Below are 18069 nucleotides of genomic sequence, written 5' to 3'. Positions count from 1 at the left end.
ACGATATGCTAGGACAAGGGTTCGTATCTGCCGCGGCCATTGCGGCCAGCGTGCTGTTCATTCTTTCGCTGGGTGGGCTGAGCAACCAGGAAAAGGCCAAACGTGCCGTGTGGTACGGCATCGTCGGGATGGCGGTGGCGGTGCTGTTCACCGCCTTCGGCCCCGGTATTGGCGGCTACGGGTGGCTGATCCCGATGATGGTGATCGGCGCCGGGATAGGGATTTACGTGGCGGGCAAGGTCGAGATGACCGAAATGCCTCAACTGGTCGCGGCGCTGCACAGCTTTGTCGGGTTGGCAGCGGTGTTCGTGGCCTGGAGTGCCGACCTGGAGCGTCGCCGGGTGATGGCCGCGCGGGCTGCCGATGGCGTGATGCAGGAGTTTTCTGCGTTTGCTGCACTGGTGGCCACCAAGGCCCCGGACGAGCTGACCTTTCTGCAGATCGAGGTCGTGTTCGCCATCTTCATCGGCGCGGTGACCTTTACCGGCTCCGTGGTGGCCTTTGGCAAACTGGCTGGCAAGGTGGATGGCAAACCTCGCCAACTGCCCGGTGGACATAGGCTCAATGCCGGAGCGGCGGCACTGTCGCTCTTGCTGGCGATCCTGTACCTCAATGGCGCGGGCTTCTGGACACTGTTCCTGCTGGCGGCACTGGCGTTCTTCATTGGCTACCACCTGATCATGGGCATCGGCGGGGCGGACATGCCCGTGGTGGTGTCGATGCTCAACAGCTACTCCGGCTGGGCGGCGGCGGCAGTGGGCTTCACCCTCTCCAATGACCTGTTGATCGTGACCGGGGCCTTGGTGGGCTCCTCCGGTGCTATTCTCTCCTACATCATGTGCAAGGCGATGAACCGCAACTTCATCAGCGTGATTCTGGGGGGCTTTGGGGGCACTCAGGGGCCTGCCGCCGAGATCGAAGGCGAGCAGGTGGCCATCGATGCCAGCGGCGTTGCCTCGGCCTTGAACGACGCCGACAGTGTCATCATCGTGCCCGGGTATGGTATGGCCGTGGCGCAGGCGCAGGCGGCGGTCAGCGACCTGGTACGCAAGCTGCGCGCTGCGGGTAAAACCGTGCGCTTTGCGATTCATCCGGTGGCTGGGCGTTTGCCGGGGCACATGAACGTGCTGCTGGCGGAAGCCAAGGTGCCCTACGATATCGTGCTGGAAATGGACGAAATCAACGACGACTTCGCCACCACCGACGTGGTCATCGTCATCGGCTCCAACGACATCGTGAACCCCGCCGCCGAAGAGGACCCCAATAGCCCCATCGCGGGCATGCCGGTACTCAAGGTGTGGGAAGCCAAGCAGGTGTTCGTCAGCAAGCGTGGCCAGGGCACCGGCTACTCGGGCATCGAGAACCCGCTGTTCTTCAAGGAGAACACGCGAATGTTCTACGGCGATGCACGGGATAGCGTGAATGCCCTGCTACCGCTGGTCGAAGGATGAGTAACGCTGGAAGATGAACTCGGGGAGCCCATGGGCTCCCCGATTTGTTGGCGGGCTGGCTAGCCATCGGTCTCTTCGTCGGTGAGCTGTCGCCATGAGCGACGGCCCAGATGGTCGACGTTGAAGCCGATGGTGATGGAGCCATCGCCATTGGGAGATGCGCTGGGATCGTCGGGGTTACCCACGAACAGGCGCTCTACCTGGCCATCGTTGACTCCGACCAGTCGCTCGCCGGTACCTGCCTGAAGGCCTGTGATGGCATCACCGTTGATGGTGGCGTCGCTGTCTGGCTGGCCGTCGCCGTTGAAGTCGAAAGTGGTCGTGCCGCCGCTGCCGCCGGTATCGGCCAGCAAGGACATGAAGAAGCCTTCCCGGCCGCCACCGCAGGGGTCGGACTCATCAGGGAGCAGTGTCGAGAAGCGTACACGGCGCGGCAGGCTGCTGGAGATCGAAGGGGCAGCAATCACGCGTTCGCCGGGGGGCAGTTCGATGCGCCAGCCGCGCTGGCTACTGGAAGGCGCAAGGTTGGTGCTCGCCCTCAAGTTGAAGCCATCTCGCGACGCACTGCCGGTAATGCGCTGGGTCACCAGATCTGACGTGCCGTAGGGGGTCGTGCGGCCGACACGATCCTGAATGCCCAGAAACTGCTGCGTGGCATTGTTGCCGATATCGCCCGAGCGGAAATAGCTGCCGGTGCCGAACATGACCATCAGCGTATCGGGGGAGCTGCTGCTCAGCGTCACCGCTGGGGCAGAGGTAATCGGCTGGCTGGCGCTGCCCTGGTAAAGACGATTGACGCTGCCGCCCTCCGTGAGCGGGAAACGCCACATATTGCCTGCAAGGTCGCCAGCGTAAGCAAAGCGGGCACCGTCATAGCTGGGCCAGGTCGTGACGGTGGGCGTTGCCAAACCGTTAGGGGCCGCTTCGCTACCGGTGTTGGTTTTGAGGTGCGCAATGAGGCGCCCGGTGGTGAGGTTGACCACAAATAGCGAGGCCTGATAGCCAACGCTGTTATAGCCATTGCCGAAGATAGCCGCCCAGGTACCGTCGGTGAGCTGAGTGATGGTAGGCTGGCTGACCCCCGTGCCCAATTCCGGATGGCGGAACTCCCAGAGCACGCTGTTGGCTCCCATGTTGGCGGGGTTGCTTACATCCAGCGCAAACACCGTACGACCACCCGCGCCCATGGTGCCCACGGCAACGGCTGAAGGCCCACCGGAAATGTTGACGTCGCGAACGGCGGGTGTGCCGTCCATGAAGTAGCGGTGGTTATAGTCGGAGCGCGTCAGGGAACGGATGGGCGGCGCCTCCCCTTGTGTCAACTCTGACGGCAGATACGCGAATAGCTCCTGCCCCGTGTTGGCATGAAAACCATGCAGCATGCCATCGTTGGCGGCCACCATCAGCAGCGGCGGGCGACTGCCAGCCCCTTGCAGAAGCACCGGATTGGCGTTGATGATATCGCCCAACAGCGATTGCCGAGTGCGTAACCCCTGTACGCTTTCGCCCTGCAGCCAGCGCACCTCGGCGCTGGTCAGGCCGCTGGTCTCTGCGTTGAGCAGGGCGCCCACGCGGCTGCCGCTTTCCAGCCGCTGGCTCGTCAACAAACGGCGGTTACCTGCCTGCTGGGCAAGCTGCGTTTCGGCATTCCAGCGGCTGCTCCTGCTGCCATCTGATTGAATGGCAAAGGCGGCCAGGCGGCCTGACCAGTCTTCGCTTCTAAACCCCGCCGTATAAAGCAGGTTGCCATCCTCCACGCCGAACTCATCGCTATTGACCACCGCTGAGGTGTTGGACTGGGAGGCTGCGATGATATTGCCCAGCACCTGCTGCATCACCTGATTCAACGAGGCTTCGTCGTTGGCAAAGTAGGCACGCTCGGTGCCCCCAGCGCGGGCCAGGTCGCCCAGCGGGTCGTCCGAGACATTGGGCAGGTTGGCGATGTCCGGCGGCAGGTTGAAGCCGACGACATAGGTGCGCACAGGGTTCGAGAGCTGTGCCCCCGTGTCGTCATAAAGCCGTTTGATGGCCGCTTCGGCGCTGGCCAATGCGCCACTGACGTTGTTGCCCAGCGAGTTGCCAAAGCGGTCCACCGAGGGTAAGCCATCGGTCAGCCAGATATTGGCATTGATCAAACACTGCTGGGCGTCAGGATTGTTGAGGTTGGGAATCGAGATGCCCGTACGGCGCCCCTGGTTAGTGCCAAACGCGCTGCCGCTGCCACTGTTGTTCAAGAAGTAATCACGCGCGGTGTACATGGTGCCTTCGATAGGGGTCAAGCCCGTTGCCAGCAGTGGCCAGCTGGGGTCGGTCATGGGGTTGCCGCTACCGTTCCACTCGTGGCGCTGAGTGCCCAGCTTGGTCTCGATCGCCTCCCAATGGGCTGCGTTTACCGTGCCATCGTTGTTGAGCCCACCAATGGGCACGTGTAGGTAGCCTAGCCCTGGAGACGAGGTCGTCCGCCACTCCCACTGGTTGAGCTGCATGGAAGCGGTATGCGCTCCCCAATTAGGGATACCCCGCTGACGCAGGCTATCGACCAGCGGGAGGGTGAAATTCGAGCCCACCGGGTTGCTGTAAGAAACGCCGTCACTAATGGAGGGCGAGTTCGAATTGCCCGTGGTCAAGCCACGGTAGCGCTCAGACAGTTGATCGGATGTGGCCGTCGGGTTTGAGATACGCCGCCAGTACTCGGTCACATCATTGCGCGGTAGGCCGGTTGAGAAATTTTCCTCGAACATGTAGCCAGGCACGCCTACGTTGAAGAACGCATAGATATTGGTGCCAGGCAGTCTTGCCCGATAGCGCTTGGTCGTGGCATTCCATGCCCCGTCAAAGTTCGGGTCGTACCAGCTGGGGTTGGCATTGCTGGAGTAACGTGTCGCCAGGCCGCGCTCGGTGAGTCGCCATACGACGGTGCTGCCACTAAAGGCTGCGTCGCGCGTACGCGAGGCGGGGTTTTGCTGATACGCCATCAACCCCAGGTTCAGGTCGCCACGATAACGCTCGATCAGGTCGCGCCCTACGCGTTTCATGATGCTCGATTTGCTCAACGGTGAGCGTGCGCCAGCGGGGCATTCGGAGGCATTGAACGTATTGGGCTGGCAGGCCGCCAGATTTTCACGATCGCCAGGCTGGTTACCCACGGCCACTCGGCCATCCAACCCCTCTTGGCCGCTTTCCGAGTTGTCCAGAATCAGCAGAACATTGGGAGGCACTCGACTGACGACGTTCAAAGGCGCTGGGGAAATACCGACACGGTCACTGGGAATATCGAAATCTTCGTCGATAGGGGCATCATCACCTCCGCCAATGGGGGGCTCGGGCTCTGGTGGCGGATCAGGCGTTGGTTCTGGTTCCGGGTCATCCAGATCCAGGTCTTCGTCTGGATCATAATCTGGGGGTGGGGGAGGAGCAAATCCATAAGCTGGTTCATTAGCCATACTTAGCATAAAGGTAGCAACCAGAATTAACGGTAAAAAACGGATGTGCTTCACGGGGTCACTACCTCCACCGACTGCTGGCGAACGAACAAGGACTCAAGTATCACGCGAGTATCTTCACCACGGCCAAATCCTTGGGCTTCAACGCGATACAGAATATCGAGGACCTCACCGCCTTCATTATCGGAGCGCGAACCGATGGGCCCGATTCTTTGTGATCGGTAGCGCGGGTTGCGATTGAGCTGAGCCATGTTCATGGTATGCGTTGACCAGCCCCCCGAAGGGGCCGCGCCGTTTTGCAAGCGTGTCTCACCTTCCCGCAAGGCGGCTTCGGCTGCCTGAAAGGCAATGCTGTGGTCGCGTTGGCTGGAGGCCATGCGGTCCTGTGTCATGGCTCCTTGCATGGAAGAGAGGCTCAGAATCGTCACGATAGCCAGAAAAATCAGGCTCAATACCAGTGCCATGCCTTGCTGGGGGTGGCCTCGCATTGACATGTCAGCGGTTCCTCAAGGCAATGGTGGTGGTGAACGCCTGATACAGTCGCCCATCACCACCGGTAAAGGCGTTGTCACCCCGGAAGTTGCCTACGGCAAGCGTGGTGTCGGCGTTGCGCAGGTTGGGCCGGTCGCTTTGTACGATGAGCGTAATGCGCACTGCACGCACGGCAGGCCACTGGGCATCGTCGATGTCGTCCACCGCGAGATAATCATCATCCACCAGAAACGCTGTCCGCATGGCCACCACATGGCTGGCCACGATTTCATTGCGCGGTGTGGTTTGGCTGAGGTCCAGCCGCATTAGTGCCGGAATGCCATTATTACTCTGGTCGAGGCCCAGGTAGTAGATAGCGCTACCCAACGCACTCAGCGAGATAGTTTGCTCAGGCTGATAGCCCAACCCGCTGGCGGCGCCCCAAGGGCTAGTGTTGGGTGCCACATTACTTTGCCAGCCAGCCGTGCTGGCTTTTTGCAGTACGCCAGCGTTACTGGAGGTGTTATAGAAAATATCGCAGTTCAACAGGCCCTGCAGCAGCACCAACCGTTGATTGAACACGGCGCCGACATCACGACTTAGTGTGAGCTGTTGGTCGCTGTCGATGCTGTCTATTTCCAGTGACTCATCGGCAAAACCCGTGCGTGCGATGAGGCCTCCCCGAAACGCCAGCACGTCCTGGTTGGCCAGCGGGCTATTCAAACTGGCGGAAAAATCGGCGCTGGAGACATCCCCCCATGCCTGTAAAGGCAGGGGGGCGCTGCTGGTATCGGCAATATTGCGTACATGCACGGTGGTCTGTGGCAAGGCGCAGCCGCCGCTGTAGTCGGCTTGGCGTAATTCGCGTGACAGCGTATCCAGGGCAAATCGGCCCGTGTCTTGCATATCGGCCAGGGCTGTCTGAAAGCGAAAGCTCTGCTGCGACGAAATGAACAGCTGAGTCGCCCCCGCCATCACCAGAAGGCCAATGACCATGGCCACCAACAGCTCGACCAGCGTGAAACCCGCCTGGGCTTGAGAAGGAGAAACATGGCTCACGCTAGAGCTCCGATACCAGTTGGATTTGCCGAACGTCATCGGGGGCGGAGGTGTCGTCCCAGCGTACCGTGACGCTGACGCGCCGATTGGCAACTTCAATGCCGCCTTCGCCGCCGGGGAGCGCCGTCGCCAGGTCTTCGACCCACTGTGTTTGATCACGGCCGGGAAGACCACTCCCCCCGGGAGTGTTGCCTAGCCCCAGCGTGTAAGAGGAGGCTTGTTCGCGATTGGCACGCACCCTGTCCAGCATGTCCTGTGCCATATTGGTGGCCTGGGTTTCGAAATAAGCGGCGCGGTTATGTACCAGGGATTGGGTTTGTAGCCCCAGCACGCCCAGCAGGCCGATCGACAGCACCAGCAGGGCAGTCAACGACTCCAGCAAAGAAATACCGCCTTGGGCCTTGGGCATCCGGTCGTACTCGCTTTTATTAGTCACAGGCTTGCCGCTGGGTTAGTACCCGGGAAATACCGCTGGGCTCCACGCGTACGCAGCGGCCAATATCACCCAGCGTGAGCGAGACACTCTGTGAGGTAAAGTTCGCGCTCACCAACCGTCCCAAGCTGTTGAAGGTAAAACGTTCGGGAGCGTTTTCGATCGCAAGGTCAGCAGACGACTGCTCCCAGCGTCGCAGGATGTCGCCGTTGGCCACCACTTCCCAGCCAGTGCTCCACCCTCCGGTGGCAGGCTGCAGGCGAACTGCCTGATTACGTCTTACGGCCTCGCTGCGCGCAAAGCTCAGCGCTATCTTGTAATCGTTGGTCGTCGTGATGACCCGGTTCTCCTGAATGATTCTGGCAAAGCTGGGGACGGCGATGGTAGCCAGCGTGGCAAACAGGGCAAGCGCGACCAGCAATTCCAATAGGGTAAAACCGGCGGAGAGACGTTTTGTCGTCAGCATGAAGTGCTACTCTGATAGTCGAAAGGCCGAGTACCGTCTGACCGGGTTCATCATATCGTTATTTGATTTTATGCCATGAAAGTATAGCGTTAATGGAGGCGCGGAATGAACCCTGCGCCCGGATGTCGATTGGATGGCGCTGTTGCCATACAGCAGGTATCGGCGCACAGGCCAAAACATTCAATAGTTGAGAGCTATTGATCTGGTCGTAAAATGCAAATTGTGGCTATTAGCAAGGTGCTATAAAACTGTGACACATCAATAATGCATCCGAAACGCCAGCAATCATCGTCTTTAGCGTGGATGCACGGCACTTGTTCCCTTGGTCATTCCAAGGCATAGAGCAATAAGGGAGAGAGCTATGAGCGGTAAATGTCCTGTCATGCATGGCGGCAACACATCGACTGGTACTGCCAATAAGGATTGGTGGCCGGAAGGTCTGAATCTGGATATCTTGCATCAGCAAGATCGTAAATCGGACCCGATGGGCGCAGACTTCAACTACCGTGAAGAAGTGCGCAAGCTCGACTTCGACGCACTGAAAAAAGACGTTCATGCGCTGATGACCGATAGCCAGGAGTGGTGGCCCGCTGATTGGGGGCACTACGGCGGCTTGATGATTCGTATGGCGTGGCACTCCGCAGGCACCTACCGCATCGCCGATGGCCGTGGGGGCGGTGGCACTGGCAGCCAGCGCTTTGCGCCGCTCAACTCCTGGCCGGACAACGTCAGCCTGGACAAGGCGCGTCGTCTGCTGTGGCCGATCAAGAAAAAGTACGGCAACAAGATCAGCTGGGCCGACCTAATGATCCTGGCAGGTACCGTGGCCTATGAGTCCATGGGTCTGCCCTCCTACGGCTTCTCGTTTGGCCGTGCGGACATCTGGGAGCCGGAAAAAGATATCTATTGGGGCAACGAGAAAGAGTGGCTGGCGCCCTCCGACGAGCGCTACGGCGATGTCGAAAAGCCCGAAACCATGGAAAACCCGCTGGCGGCCGTTCAGATGGGGCTTATCTATGTGAACCCGGAAGGCGTGAATGGCCAGCCCGACCCGCTGAAAACCGCTCAGCAAGTGCGCGAAACCTTTGCTCGCATGGCGATGAACGACGAAGAAACGGCCGCGCTGACGGCGGGTGGTCACACCGTCGGTAAATGTCATGGTAACGGCGATGCCGGTGCCCTGGGTGCCGAGCCAGAAGCGTCCGATGTCGAAAACCAGGGCTTTGGCTGGAATAACCCGCACATGGACGGTAAAGCCAGCAAGGCGGTCACGTCGGGCATCGAAGGGGCGTGGACGACCAACCCCACCAAGTTCGACATGGGCTACTTCGACTTGCTGTTCGGCTACGAGTGGGAGCTGAGAAAAAGCCCCGCCGGAGCCCACCAGTGGGAGCCGATCGATATCAAAGAAGAAGACAAGCCGGTCGACGCCACCGACCCCTCCATTCGCCATAACCCGATCATGACCGATGCGGACATGGCGATGAAGGTGGATCCGACGTATCGCGCCATCTGTGAAAAATTCATGGCGGACCCGGAGTACTTCAAGCAGACCTTCGCGAAGGCCTGGTTCAAGCTGACCCACCGCGACTTGGGCCCGAAAGCGCGCTACATCGGCCCGGAAGTACCGGCGGAAGACCTGATCTGGCAGGATCCGGTGCCCGCAGGCAGCACCGACTACTGTGAAGAAGTCGTCAAGCAGAAGATTGCGGCCAGCGGTTTGTCCATCAGCGATATGGTCGCGACGGCTTGGGACAGTGCCCGTACTTACCGTGGTTCCGACATGCGCGGTGGCGCCAACGGCGCGCGTATTCGTCTGGCACCGCAAAAGGATTGGCAGGGTAACGAGCCCGAGCGTTTGGCCAAAGTGCTCAGCGTTTACGAGCAGATTTCAGCCGACACCGGTGCCAGCGTGGCGGATATCATCGTGCTGGCCGGTAGCGTCGGTATCGAGCAAGCTGCCAAGGCAGCGGGCTACGATATCCGTGTGCCCTTCCTGAAAGGCCGTGGCGACGCAACGGATGAGTTGACCGATGCGGACTCTTTCGCACCGCTGGAGCCGCTGGCCGATGGCTTCCGCAACTGGCAGAAGAAAGAGTACATCGTGAAGCCGGAAGAGATGCTGCTCGACCGTGCGCAGCTGATGGGCCTGACAGGCCCGGAAATGACCGTGCTGCTGGGTGGCATGCGTGTGCTGGGCACCAACTACGGTGGCACCAAGCACGGCGTCTTCACGGACCGTGAAGGCCAGTTGACCAACGACTTCTTCGTCAACCTGACCGACATGGCCAACACCTGGAAGCCGGTGGGCAGCAACGCCTACGAGATTCGCGACCGCAAGACCGGTGCCGTGAAATGGACCGCCTCGCGGGTGGATCTGGCGTTTGGCTCCAACTCGCTGCTGCGCTCCTACGCCGAAGTGTATGCCCAGGACGATAACGCCGAGAAATTCGTCAAGGATTTCGTGGCCGCCTGGACGAAGGTGATGAATGCGGATCGCTTTGACGTCGCGTAATCACTATTAGTGCCAGCAAAAACCCCGCATCTCAAGATGCGGGGTTTTTGTATCTGCAGCCCTCGAGTCTTTACGTGCCAAAGTCCTTTCTGAGGTGCTCTGAACATGCTACGGCCAACAGGCATATCAAGAAATCCTCTACAGCGGATAATTGCGAAAAATCCTTTACAGAGGATAAAATGCGTCTTATCCGCTAAAAGGGATAGATCCAAGGGGCCGTCCTGAGGAATCGTTCTGAGACATAGCCATGAAAATTACCTCACCCGATATGCTGGCCAAGGCCTTGAAAGAAGCCCGCTCCCATAATGGCATGAGCCAGAAAGATGCCGCCGAACAGGTCGGCATCAAACAAGCCACCGTCTCCGCTTTCGAGAATCACCCGGAAAAAAGCCGCGTTGAAACGCTCTTCAAACTGATGGCTGCCCTCGGGCTAGAATTACATGTGGCAAAGAGAGAGAGTAAGCAAAGTGAACAGGTGTGGGATGAGGAGTGGTAACCAGTGGCTAACCTGACGGTAGCACTCAACGGTATCGAGGTAGGCCGACTCAGCCTCGGCCGTTCCGGCGCCATGGCTTTCCGCTATCTGCCTGAATGGCTAAACCGCCCCGGCGCACGCGCTATTTCATTATCCATGCCGTTATCTTCGGCAAGCTATCGTGGCGCGGTGGTTTACAACTTCTTCGATAACCTGCTGCCCGACTCCGAGGCGATTCGCGCCAGAATGCAGGCAAAATTTCAGCTGGCGACCGGACACCCCTTTGACCTTCTCGCCGCCGTAGGCCGTGATTGTATCGGCGCTATTCAGCTGTATCCCGAGACAGACACCATACCCAATGTTCGACAGATCACAGCAGAGCCGCTGGATGAGACGGATATCGCGACATTGCTCAGCGGCTACCAAGAGTTGCCGCTTGGCATGCATCGTGATGGAGACTTCAGAATCTCGCTCGCCGGGGCGCAGGAAAAAATGGCTCTGCTTTGGCACCAGGAACGCTGGCATCGGCCATCATTTGCCACGCCCACCAGCCACATCTTCAAGCTGCCCATTGGGTTTCTCAGTCACAGCAATATCGACCTTCGCGATAGCAACGAGAACGAATGGCTATGCCTGAAGATTCTCGAGGCCTTTGGAGTGCCGGTTGCTAACGCCGAGCTGGCGCGCTTCGAACAGCATACCGTGCTGGTGGTAGCGCGATTCGACCGACGCTGGTCGAGCGACGGCAGCTGGTTGATGCGTCTCCCGCAGGAAGACTTTTGCCAGGCACTGGGCATTGCACCGGCACTGAAGTATGAGAACGACGGTGGGCCAGGTATCCGGGCAGGCATGGAATTGCTGATGGGCTCCCAGCAAGCCACGAGCGACCGGGAGAACTTCTTCAAGGCTCAGATCATGTTCTGGCTGTTGGCCGCCATCGATGGGCATGCCAAGAATTTCAGTGTGTTCATCGAGCCACAAACTGCTTACCGAATGACGCCGCTCTATGACGTTATTTCCGCCTATCCCCTCATGGCAAAAGGAAGCCTGCCCGAAGCAAAGGCCAGGATGGCGATGTCGCTGAAAGGAAAGAACCGCCACTATCACTGGTCGCGTTTCTTGCCACGCCACTTTCTCAGTACGGCCCAGCAGGTGGGGTTTTCTCGGCGGCGGACGCTGGAAATCATACAGAGCATACTCGCACAGGCTGACGCAGCCATGAGCCGGGTAGCGGCGCTGCTGCCGGATGATTTTCCTGACACCGTGAGTGCCTCCATCATGGAAGGACTGGGTCGACAGCTCAAGAGACTGGAAAAGGATATAGACCAATGACACCTGCTCCCTGTTCAGGTGCTATTCAGGCTTCGTCAAACCTTCACTCAACTGTCACGAGCATGACATGTTGCGCGCCGATGCTGCTGAGCAAGCCATATTGGCTGTTTCTCATATAAGCCAGCAAATGGTTAAGCCAGCAGTGGGCCGCTCATCAGGGAGATGTATCATGACGAAGAAAACCGTGGCAGGCAGTGTCGATAGCGTAATGGCTCAGGGGGATGAGCCGCTCAGCAACCGTTCCAGCAATGCCTATTTTGGCGATATTCTGGAGCGGCGCTTGAGCCGCCGAGGCGTCCTCAAAGGGGGGCTGGCAACGGTGATCGCGGGCCTGATGGCGACCAGGCTGCCGTTGACGCAAGCGCTGGCCGCCAATGCGGGCGCGGGTTCACCCACCATGGGATTCAACCCGGTAGGTATCAGCGCTGCTGATAACGTCGTGGTGCCTGAGGGCTATCGCGTGCAAAGCTTCATCCCCTGGGGAACGCCCATCACGGGCGATATGCCCGCGTTCAGCCTGGAAGCTTCCGGGGAGCAGCAGGCGCATCAGGTGGGCAGCCATCACGACGGCATGCACTTCTTTGCGCTGAACGGCAGCTCCACCGACGGCCTGTTGGTGCTCAACCATGAATACGTGGAACCACGCTTCTTGCACGCAGCGGCCAGTGGCCTGGCGCTGGACCGCAATGGCTTTCCTCAGCATGACGATGGCAGCCGCGATGCCGATCAGGTGATCAAGGAGATGAATGCCCACGGCGTGAGTGTCGTGCGCGTTCGTGCCAATGAGCAAGGCGAGTGGGAAGTGGTGCAGGATGCCCTGAACCGCCGCATTACTGCCCAAACGCCCATGCAGCTCTCGGGCCCGGTGGCGGGCACGGAGCACCTGATTACCCAGTACAGCCCGGAAGGCCTGATGACGCGTGGCACCTTGAACAACTGTGCCCACGGGGTCACGCCCTGGAACACCTACCTGGCAGCCGAAGAGAACTGGGCGGGCTATTTTGCCAACACGGATACCGACATCGATCGGCGCCAAGCGCGCTACGGGATCGAAACCCGCGACACCGGTCGTTATCAGTGGCACCGTGCCGATCAGCAGAGCGATCAGTTCAGCCGCTTCGATGCCAGTAGCCGAGGAGCCAGCCCGGCAGAGGACTTCCGTAACGAACCCCATGCGTTTGGCTGGATGGTCGAAATCGACCCGATGAACCCCGATTCCGTGCCGGTCAAGCGTACCCACCTGGGGCGCTTTGCCCATGAAGGCGTCATCTTTGCCCCTGCGGTGGAAGGGCAGCCCGTGGTGGCGTACTCCGGGGACGACTCCCGTTTCGAGTACATCTACAAGTTCGTTTCACGGCGCCCCTTCGACGCCGCGACGGCGGACGGCAGCCTGTTGGATGAAGGCACGCTTTATGTGGCCAGGTTCAACGATGATGGCAGCGGCGAGTGGTTGGCGCTGGCCCCCGGCCAGAACGGCCTGTCGCCCGAGAATGGCTTTGCGGACCTGGCGGATATCCTGGTCAATACGCGCAGTGCCGCCGACCATGTGGGCGCCACCAGGATGGATCGCCCGGAGTGGGGCGCCGTCGACCCGCAAACCGGCGACGTCTATTTCACGCTGACCAACAATACGCGCCGCGCAGAGGGCGACGAGCACCCCGCCAACCCGCGCGCCAACAACAGCTTTGGCCATATCATCCGCTGGCAGGAAGAGGGCACTCACGCGGGCGAGCGCTTTGCCTGGGACCTGTTCGTGCTGGCAGGCGACCAGGACGATAGCCGCGACCTGGCGGGCAATGCGCTGGTAGAAGACAACATCTTTGCCAGCCCCGACGGCCTGTGGATCGATGCCGACCGTCGGGTATGGATACAGACCGACATCAGCGAATCCGAAATGAACACCGGTATCTACGAAGTCTTCGGCAATAACCAGATGCTGGTCGCCAACCCGGAAACCGGCGAGATCAAGCGCTTCCTGACCGGGCCTGTGGGCCAGGAAATCACCGGCGTGGTGACCACTCCAGACCAGCGCACCATGTTCGTCAACGTCCAGCACCCCGGCGCCACCACCACCGAAGAAGCCTTTGCCGAAGGCCGCTTCACCAGCCACTGGCCGGAGGGCGGCAGCGCCATCCCGCGTTCCGCCACGCTGGTCATTACCCGTGAAGATGGCGGCATTATCGGCGCGTGAGTAGTGCTCTCAACGCCCTCACAACCAGGCATCCAGCAGGCGGCGATACGCCGCCTGCGCCTGGGTTGCGCTGATAGGCTGCAAACGCACTTCTGTACCCGGCAGGCACTGTGCCAGCCGGGCGCAGGCCATAGGCGTGAGGGCGCCCAAACGCGGGTAGCCCCCAATGGTTTGGCGGTCGTTCATCAGGATGATCGGCTGGCCATCGGGGGGGATCTGCACGGCCCCTAAAGGAATCCCTTCCGAGACGATGCCGCCCAGGCGATGTGCTCGGAGGTAGTGCCGCCACTCCTATCGGCGCCTCCACCGTTCAGAACGTGATGGCGCGCAACGAGGTGAGCCTGCTGCTCAGCCTCTACGCCTACCAGGTCCTGCATGGCCTGCGCTGCCTCCTGGAGCGGCAAACCCGACAAGGCTGGAGTCTGAGTCGGATGCGCGAGCAGGTGCTCAAGGTCGCCGCCACGCTGAGGCTGCACGCTCGGCGAATCACCGTTCATCTGGGTGCCGCCGCCGACAAGTGGTGGCCGACGCTGCTGAAGGGGCTACCGAAGCTGACCGCACTGAGCTGACGCTCCTGCGAGACCACCACAGCATCAGAAAGCGAGCGACCGGAGCGGCGGTCGGCGATCACGGCTGCTTGGACGGCCACCATTGATTCCAAAGAGCTATAAGTAAGTAGGAAAAGGGCTGCGTTCAGGCATTACTCAACAGCCACTCGCGCTGAAAAGGCGAATCCTGATGAGCAATGCCAACAGCCAGTACCTTCAGACCGCTCAATCAGCGCCCTCGTGAATAAGGCGGGGTAAGGGCTAAATTTACGCTCTTCTAGCAATAGCAGCACATCAAAGGGGTTATAGACCGCTTCAACGTCCTGCCCACCCCAGCGGTAGCCGTTATACCAGCGGCGAATATCTTCACGGTCAAGCCCGGGCAGCTCCGGTGCAAAGACGGTATCGACATCGTGGTCGGTATAGCCGCAGATGGCGGCATAGTCAGATGAAAGCGTGATATCGCGCAGATTGTTCAGCCCCGAAAAGAGGCTGACTTTGCTGAATTTAGAGACACCCGTCAGCAACACAAAATTGCAGGTGTGGGTCGGCATCCTTGAGCACGCTATACAAATTTTTCAGCCCCTCGCGAAGTTCGCGAGCCCTGTCAGCGTCGAGGATATTATCCAATATGGGCTTGTCGTACTCATCAATCAGCACCACGACGCGTTGCCCATGGACATGCTGGGCGTGCTCGATCAGGTTGGCGAAATCGTCGGCAATTCGCTCAGGCGGCGGTGTCTCAATTTCGTGCACGAAGGCCTGCTGCGACTGGTGGTCTGGCGCCTGACCTCGCTGAAGAACGGCGAGCGCCCCAAACAGCTGACGCTGGACATCGATGGCCTGCCGATCGAGGTGCATGGCCATCAGGGCGGGTCGGCCTATCATGGCCTTTACGGGGCCCGCATCTACTCGCCGCTGGTCGCATCGTTGGCGGAGACCGGCGACATGGTGGGCGGCCTGCTGCGCGAGGGCAACGCCGGCCCGGCAGAGAACGCCGACACCTGGATCCCGCATCTGGTACGACGACTCAACGAGAGCACCGGGGCACAGGTTCGTGTGCGCATCGACGCCGGTTTTACCGATAACGCGACGCTGGAGGCCCTGGAGGATCGGGAGATCGAATACCTGGGCCGGTTGCGCAGTCACACCGGTCTACAGAAGCTGGCAGCACCGCTCCTGAAGCGGCCACCCGGCCGGCCACCCGAGCAGCCTCGCGAGTGGTGCCACGATCTGGAGTACCAAGCCGGCTCCTGGTCGGCACCGCGGCGCGTAGTGCTGGTGGTGCAGGAACGCCCCGATGACCTGCTGCTGCATGCCTTCTTCCTGGTCACCAACCTCAGCAAGTTCGACTGGCCGCCAGAGAAGGTCCTGGCACTCTATCGCAAGCGCGGCAGCGCCGAGGCGCACATGGGCGAAGTGAAGTCGGCGCTCGACGTGCACCTCTCGTCGACCGATCGCGGCGCCTCCACCGTTCAGAACGTGATGGCGCGCAACGAGGTGAGCCTGCTGCTCAGCCTCTACGCCTACCAGGTCCTGCATGGCCTGCGCTGCCTCCTGGAGCGGCAAACCCGACAAGGCTGGAGTCTGAGTCGGATGCGCGAGCAGGTGCTCAAGGTCGCCGCCACGCTGAGGCTGCACGCTCGGCGAATCACCGTTCATCTGGGTGCCGCCGCCGACAAGTGGTGGCCGACGCTGCTGAAGGGGCTACCGAAGCTGACCGCACTGAGCTGACGCTCCTGCGAGACCACCACAGCATCAGAAAGCGAGCGACCGGAGCGGCGGTCGGCGATCACGGCTGCTTGGACGGCCACCATTGATTCCAAAGAGCTATAAGTAAGTAGGAAAAGGGCTGCGTTCAGGCATTACTCAACAGCCACTCGCGCTGAAAAGGCGAATCCTGATGAGCAATGCCAACAGCCAGTACCTTCAGACCGCTCAATCAGCGCCCTCGTGAATAAGGCGGGCTAATCGTAATGGAACATGACGTTCTTAGGCTGACCACGTTGTTCCCAAGCGTGATCCAGCGCTTTCACAACAAGATCTGCATCTGGGCTGGACGACATGGCCCAGCCAACAACACGACGAGCGTAAAGATCCAACACAACGGCCAGGTAGCTCCAACGCTGGCCACTCCAGATATAAGTGATGTCACCACACCAGACCTGATTGGGCTGGCCTAGTGCAAATTTGCGGCCAAGATGATTCGCAATATCAGGTCGCTCAACGGTCGCCTGCTCGTAAGCATGGGGCCCGGCTGCTTGCAGACCAACCCCATTTCGCTCATCAAACTCCGAACCTTGAAACGGCCGATGGTGACGCCTTCTTCGCTGAGCAACTTCTTGATTGAGCGGCTGCCCGCTGAGCTGCGACTCTTTTTGAAAAGGCGGCTTACCTGAGCTTTTAAGGCCAGACGTTCAACATCCACACGGTGCCGCCGCTGGCGGTACTCGTAGTAACTGGAGTGGCTAATATCAAACGCGTTACAGACCCGACGTCTCCCCATCTTCAGTAGCACCCGGGGTTAGAGTCTGACGTTACTTTATCGTGTTTTACCACCAATTGCTTGGCATAGGCTGCAGGGGTCAAGCCACTAAGACTCTTCTTCGGTCTTTCCTCGTTGTACTCACGCCGCCATGCCACGATGATCACCTTGGCGTGATGAAGGCTGGTGAACCAATGCTCATTCAGGCACTCATCTCGAAAGCGCCCGTTAAATGATTCGATGTAGTTGTTTTGATTGGGTTTTCCAGGCTCGATTAAAAACAGGGCAACACCACGTTGATGAGCCCACGTCAGCATGGCGCGCCCGCAGAACTCCTTGCCATTATCCGTACGAAGGGCGCCTGGTAGGCCACGCTGTAGCGCTAGATGATCCAGAACTCGTGTTAACATGGCACGGGCAGGCACGATAGCCACGGCTTCGTGAGTAGCGTCGTCGGCAATGGTGAGGTTCTTGATCACTCTCCCTTCCGCCGTGCGGTCAAACACAAAATCCATGGACCAGACCTGATTGGCAGCACCAGGGCGGCCAAGGGGTTTGCGTTCAGACAGGGGAATCTTCTTACGCTTGCGTCGCTTCACCTGTAACCGAGCCGCAGCGTAGAGGCGTTCGACGCGCTTGTAATTGACCTGTTCACCGGCTTGACGCAGCTTCAGGTAGATCATGCCCGCGCCGTAACGACGATGCCGGTGTGCCAAGGCAATAATGCGTTCACGCAGTGTCTCATTGCGGTCAGGGGCCGATTGGTAGCGCAAGGCACTGGCACTCATACGCATGACACGGAGCGCTCGGCGCTCACTCATGCCACGTGACACCATAAAACGCACCGCGTCTCGAGGTGCCGGGACGCTCACCACTTTTTTCTCAGCGCCTCGCGAGTGACCTCCCTCTCCAGGAGCTACTCCGCAAGCAGCTTTTTCAGGCGTCCATTTTCGGCTTCGAGCTCCTTGAGCCGTTTGGCATCCGGCACACTCATGCCGCCAAACTTGCTGCGCCACAGATAGTAACTGGCTTCCGAGAAGCCGTGCCGACGGCACAGCTCCTTGATAGGCAGCCCCGCTTCGGCTTCGCCCAGGAAGCTAATGATCTGTTCTTCGCTGAAACGCTTCTTCATGTCCCATCTCCTTAGCATAGGATCGGACTCTAAAGTGTAGCGCTACTCAATCTGGGGGTGACGTCGAC

The 18069-nt window shown here is 59.7% G+C and carries 12 protein-coding genes and 5 pseudogenes; 7 read left to right on the top strand and 10 right to left on the bottom strand.

The features are described from left to right. Positions 1–5 precede the first annotated feature (5 nt). Positions 6–1451, top strand: coding sequence for an NAD(P)(+) transhydrogenase (Re/Si-specific) subunit beta (locus tag HSS18214_RS0110825; protein ID WP_016915315.1), 1446 nt, complete (start codon positions 6–8; stop codon positions 1449–1451). A 59-nt stretch (positions 1452–1510) separates the two neighbouring features. On the opposite strand, the gene HSS18214_RS0110820 is transcribed toward HSS18214_RS0110825, so the two are convergent. From HSS18214_RS0110820 to HSS18214_RS0110800, 5 genes are read right to left on the bottom strand one after another with little or no spacing between them, the layout of a single operon-like run. Then, positions 1511–4894, bottom strand: a complete 3384-nt coding sequence (locus tag HSS18214_RS0110820) for a pilus assembly protein (protein WP_237718611.1) — start codon at positions 4892–4894, stop codon at positions 1511–1513. Between the two features lie 50 nt (positions 4895–4944). Continuing rightward, complete coding sequence (locus HSS18214_RS0110815) at positions 4945–5388, bottom strand: pilus assembly PilX family protein (RefSeq protein WP_016915312.1); 444 nt, start codon at positions 5386–5388, stop codon at positions 4945–4947. A gap of 1 nt (position 5389) precedes the next feature. Next, the gene (locus tag HSS18214_RS0110810) at positions 5390–6424 is read right to left on the bottom strand and encodes a PilW family protein (RefSeq protein WP_016915311.1); all 1035 of its coding nucleotides are present in this window, start codon (positions 6422–6424) and stop codon (positions 5390–5392) included. Position 6425: 1 nt separating this feature from the next. Further along, positions 6426–6860 (bottom strand): type IV pilus modification protein PilV, encoded by a 435-nt coding sequence (gene pilV, locus HSS18214_RS0110805; RefSeq protein WP_237718610.1) that lies wholly within the window; start codon positions 6858–6860, stop codon positions 6426–6428. Further along, positions 6853–7323, bottom strand: a complete 471-nt coding sequence (locus HSS18214_RS0110800) for a GspH/FimT family pseudopilin (protein WP_016915309.1) — start codon at positions 7321–7323, stop codon at positions 6853–6855. Before HSS18214_RS0110800 ends, pilV begins: the two co-directional genes overlap by 8 nt. Positions 7324–7684: 361 nt before the next feature. Between HSS18214_RS0110800 and katG the strand changes: the two genes are divergently transcribed. The 4 genes from katG (at position 7685) to HSS18214_RS0110780 (ending at position 13836) form a co-directional block, all read left to right on the top strand. After that, positions 7685–9838: a catalase/peroxidase HPI gene (katG, locus tag HSS18214_RS0110795; protein ID WP_026001879.1), complete on the top strand. Its 2154-nt coding sequence runs from the start codon at positions 7685–7687 to the stop codon at positions 9836–9838. A 247-nt stretch (positions 9839–10085) separates the two neighbouring features. Beyond that, positions 10086–10334 carry a helix-turn-helix domain-containing protein gene (locus tag HSS18214_RS0110790; RefSeq protein WP_016915307.1) on the top strand — a complete coding sequence of 83 codons (249 nt, stop codon included), beginning with the start codon at positions 10086–10088 and terminating at the stop codon, positions 10332–10334. 3 nt (positions 10335–10337) lie between these two features. Beyond that, positions 10338–11645, top strand: a complete 1308-nt coding sequence (locus HSS18214_RS0110785; protein WP_016915306.1) for a type II toxin-antitoxin system HipA family toxin — start codon at positions 10338–10340, stop codon at positions 11643–11645. A gap of 169 nt (positions 11646–11814) precedes the next feature. Next, complete coding sequence (locus HSS18214_RS0110780) at positions 11815–13836, top strand: PhoX family protein (protein ID WP_016915305.1); 2022 nt, start codon at positions 11815–11817, stop codon at positions 13834–13836. A gap of 18 nt (positions 13837–13854) precedes the next feature. Here the strand turns inward: HSS18214_RS0110780 and HSS18214_RS0110775 are convergent. Further along, a pseudogene (locus tag HSS18214_RS0110775) lies at positions 13855–14100 on the bottom strand (biotin-dependent carboxyltransferase family protein); the annotation flags it as partial. Between the two features lie 17 nt (positions 14101–14117). On the opposite strand from HSS18214_RS0110775, the pseudogene HSS18214_RS0110770 reads away from it, so the two are divergent. Then, positions 14118–14405, top strand: a pseudogene (locus tag HSS18214_RS0110770) (transposase); the annotation flags it as partial. Positions 14406–14536: 131 nt separating this feature from the next. On the opposite strand, the gene HSS18214_RS19685 reads toward HSS18214_RS0110770, so the two are convergent. Both HSS18214_RS19685 and HSS18214_RS19680 read right to left on the bottom strand, forming a co-directional pair. Next, complete coding sequence (locus HSS18214_RS19685) at positions 14537–14938, bottom strand: P-loop NTPase family protein (RefSeq protein WP_272942915.1); 402 nt, start codon at positions 14936–14938, stop codon at positions 14537–14539. Further along, positions 14892–15245, bottom strand: a complete 354-nt coding sequence (locus HSS18214_RS19680) for an AAA family ATPase (RefSeq protein ID WP_272942914.1) — start codon at positions 15243–15245, stop codon at positions 14892–14894. The genes HSS18214_RS19685 and HSS18214_RS19680 overlap by 47 nt, the downstream gene beginning before the upstream one ends. Between HSS18214_RS19680 and HSS18214_RS0110760 the strand changes: the two are divergent. Next, a pseudogene (locus HSS18214_RS0110760) lies at positions 15126–16118 on the top strand (IS1380-like element ISPsp9 family transposase); the annotation flags it as partial. The gene HSS18214_RS19680 and the pseudogene HSS18214_RS0110760 sit on opposite strands and share 120 nt — an antisense overlap. A gap of 236 nt (positions 16119–16354) precedes the next feature. Here HSS18214_RS0110760 and HSS18214_RS19545 read toward each other — a convergent pair. Beyond that, a pseudogene (locus HSS18214_RS19545) lies at positions 16355–16875 on the bottom strand (IS3 family transposase); the annotation flags it as partial. Between the two features lie 17 nt (positions 16876–16892). After that, positions 16893–18001: pseudogene (locus HSS18214_RS0110745) on the bottom strand (IS3 family transposase). Positions 18002–18069: the final 68 nt, after the last annotated feature.

Origin of the sequence: Vreelandella stevensii S18214, from assembly GCF_000275725.1 — a bacterium.
In the GTDB taxonomy this organism is placed as follows: domain Bacteria; phylum Pseudomonadota; class Gammaproteobacteria; order Pseudomonadales; family Halomonadaceae; genus Vreelandella; species Vreelandella stevensii.
Note: the sequence above shows the minus strand (reverse complement) of the source record. Positions and strands in the feature narration are given on the sequence as shown.

What these genes read in the sequence shown, in the direction of transcription:
- HSS18214_RS0110825 (WP_016915315.1), top strand. Translation starts at nt 6, where the DNA reads ATGCTAGGACAAGGGTTCGTATCTGCCGCGGCCATTGCGGCCAGCGTG.
- HSS18214_RS0110820 (WP_237718611.1), bottom strand. Translation starts at nt 4,894, where the DNA reads ATGGCTAATGAACCAGCTTATGGATTTGCTCCTCCCCCACCCCCAGAT.
- HSS18214_RS0110815 (WP_016915312.1), bottom strand. Translation starts at nt 5,388, where the DNA reads ATGTCAATGCGAGGCCACCCCCAGCAAGGCATGGCACTGGTATTGAGC.
- HSS18214_RS0110800 (WP_016915309.1), bottom strand. Translation starts at nt 7,323, where the DNA reads ATGCTGACGACAAAACGTCTCTCCGCCGGTTTTACCCTATTGGAATTG.
- katG (WP_026001879.1), top strand. Translation starts at nt 7,685, where the DNA reads ATGAGCGGTAAATGTCCTGTCATGCATGGCGGCAACACATCGACTGGT.
- HSS18214_RS0110790 (WP_016915307.1), top strand. Translation starts at nt 10,086, where the DNA reads ATGAAAATTACCTCACCCGATATGCTGGCCAAGGCCTTGAAAGAAGCC.
- HSS18214_RS0110780 (WP_016915305.1), top strand. Translation starts at nt 11,815, where the DNA reads ATGACGAAGAAAACCGTGGCAGGCAGTGTCGATAGCGTAATGGCTCAG.
- HSS18214_RS19685 (WP_272942915.1), bottom strand. Translation starts at nt 14,938, where the DNA reads ATGCCGACCCACACCTGCAATTTTGTGTTGCTGACGGGTGTCTCTAAA.
- HSS18214_RS19680 (WP_272942914.1), bottom strand. Translation starts at nt 15,245, where the DNA reads ATGCACCTCGATCGGCAGGCCATCGATGTCCAGCGTCAGCTGTTTGGG.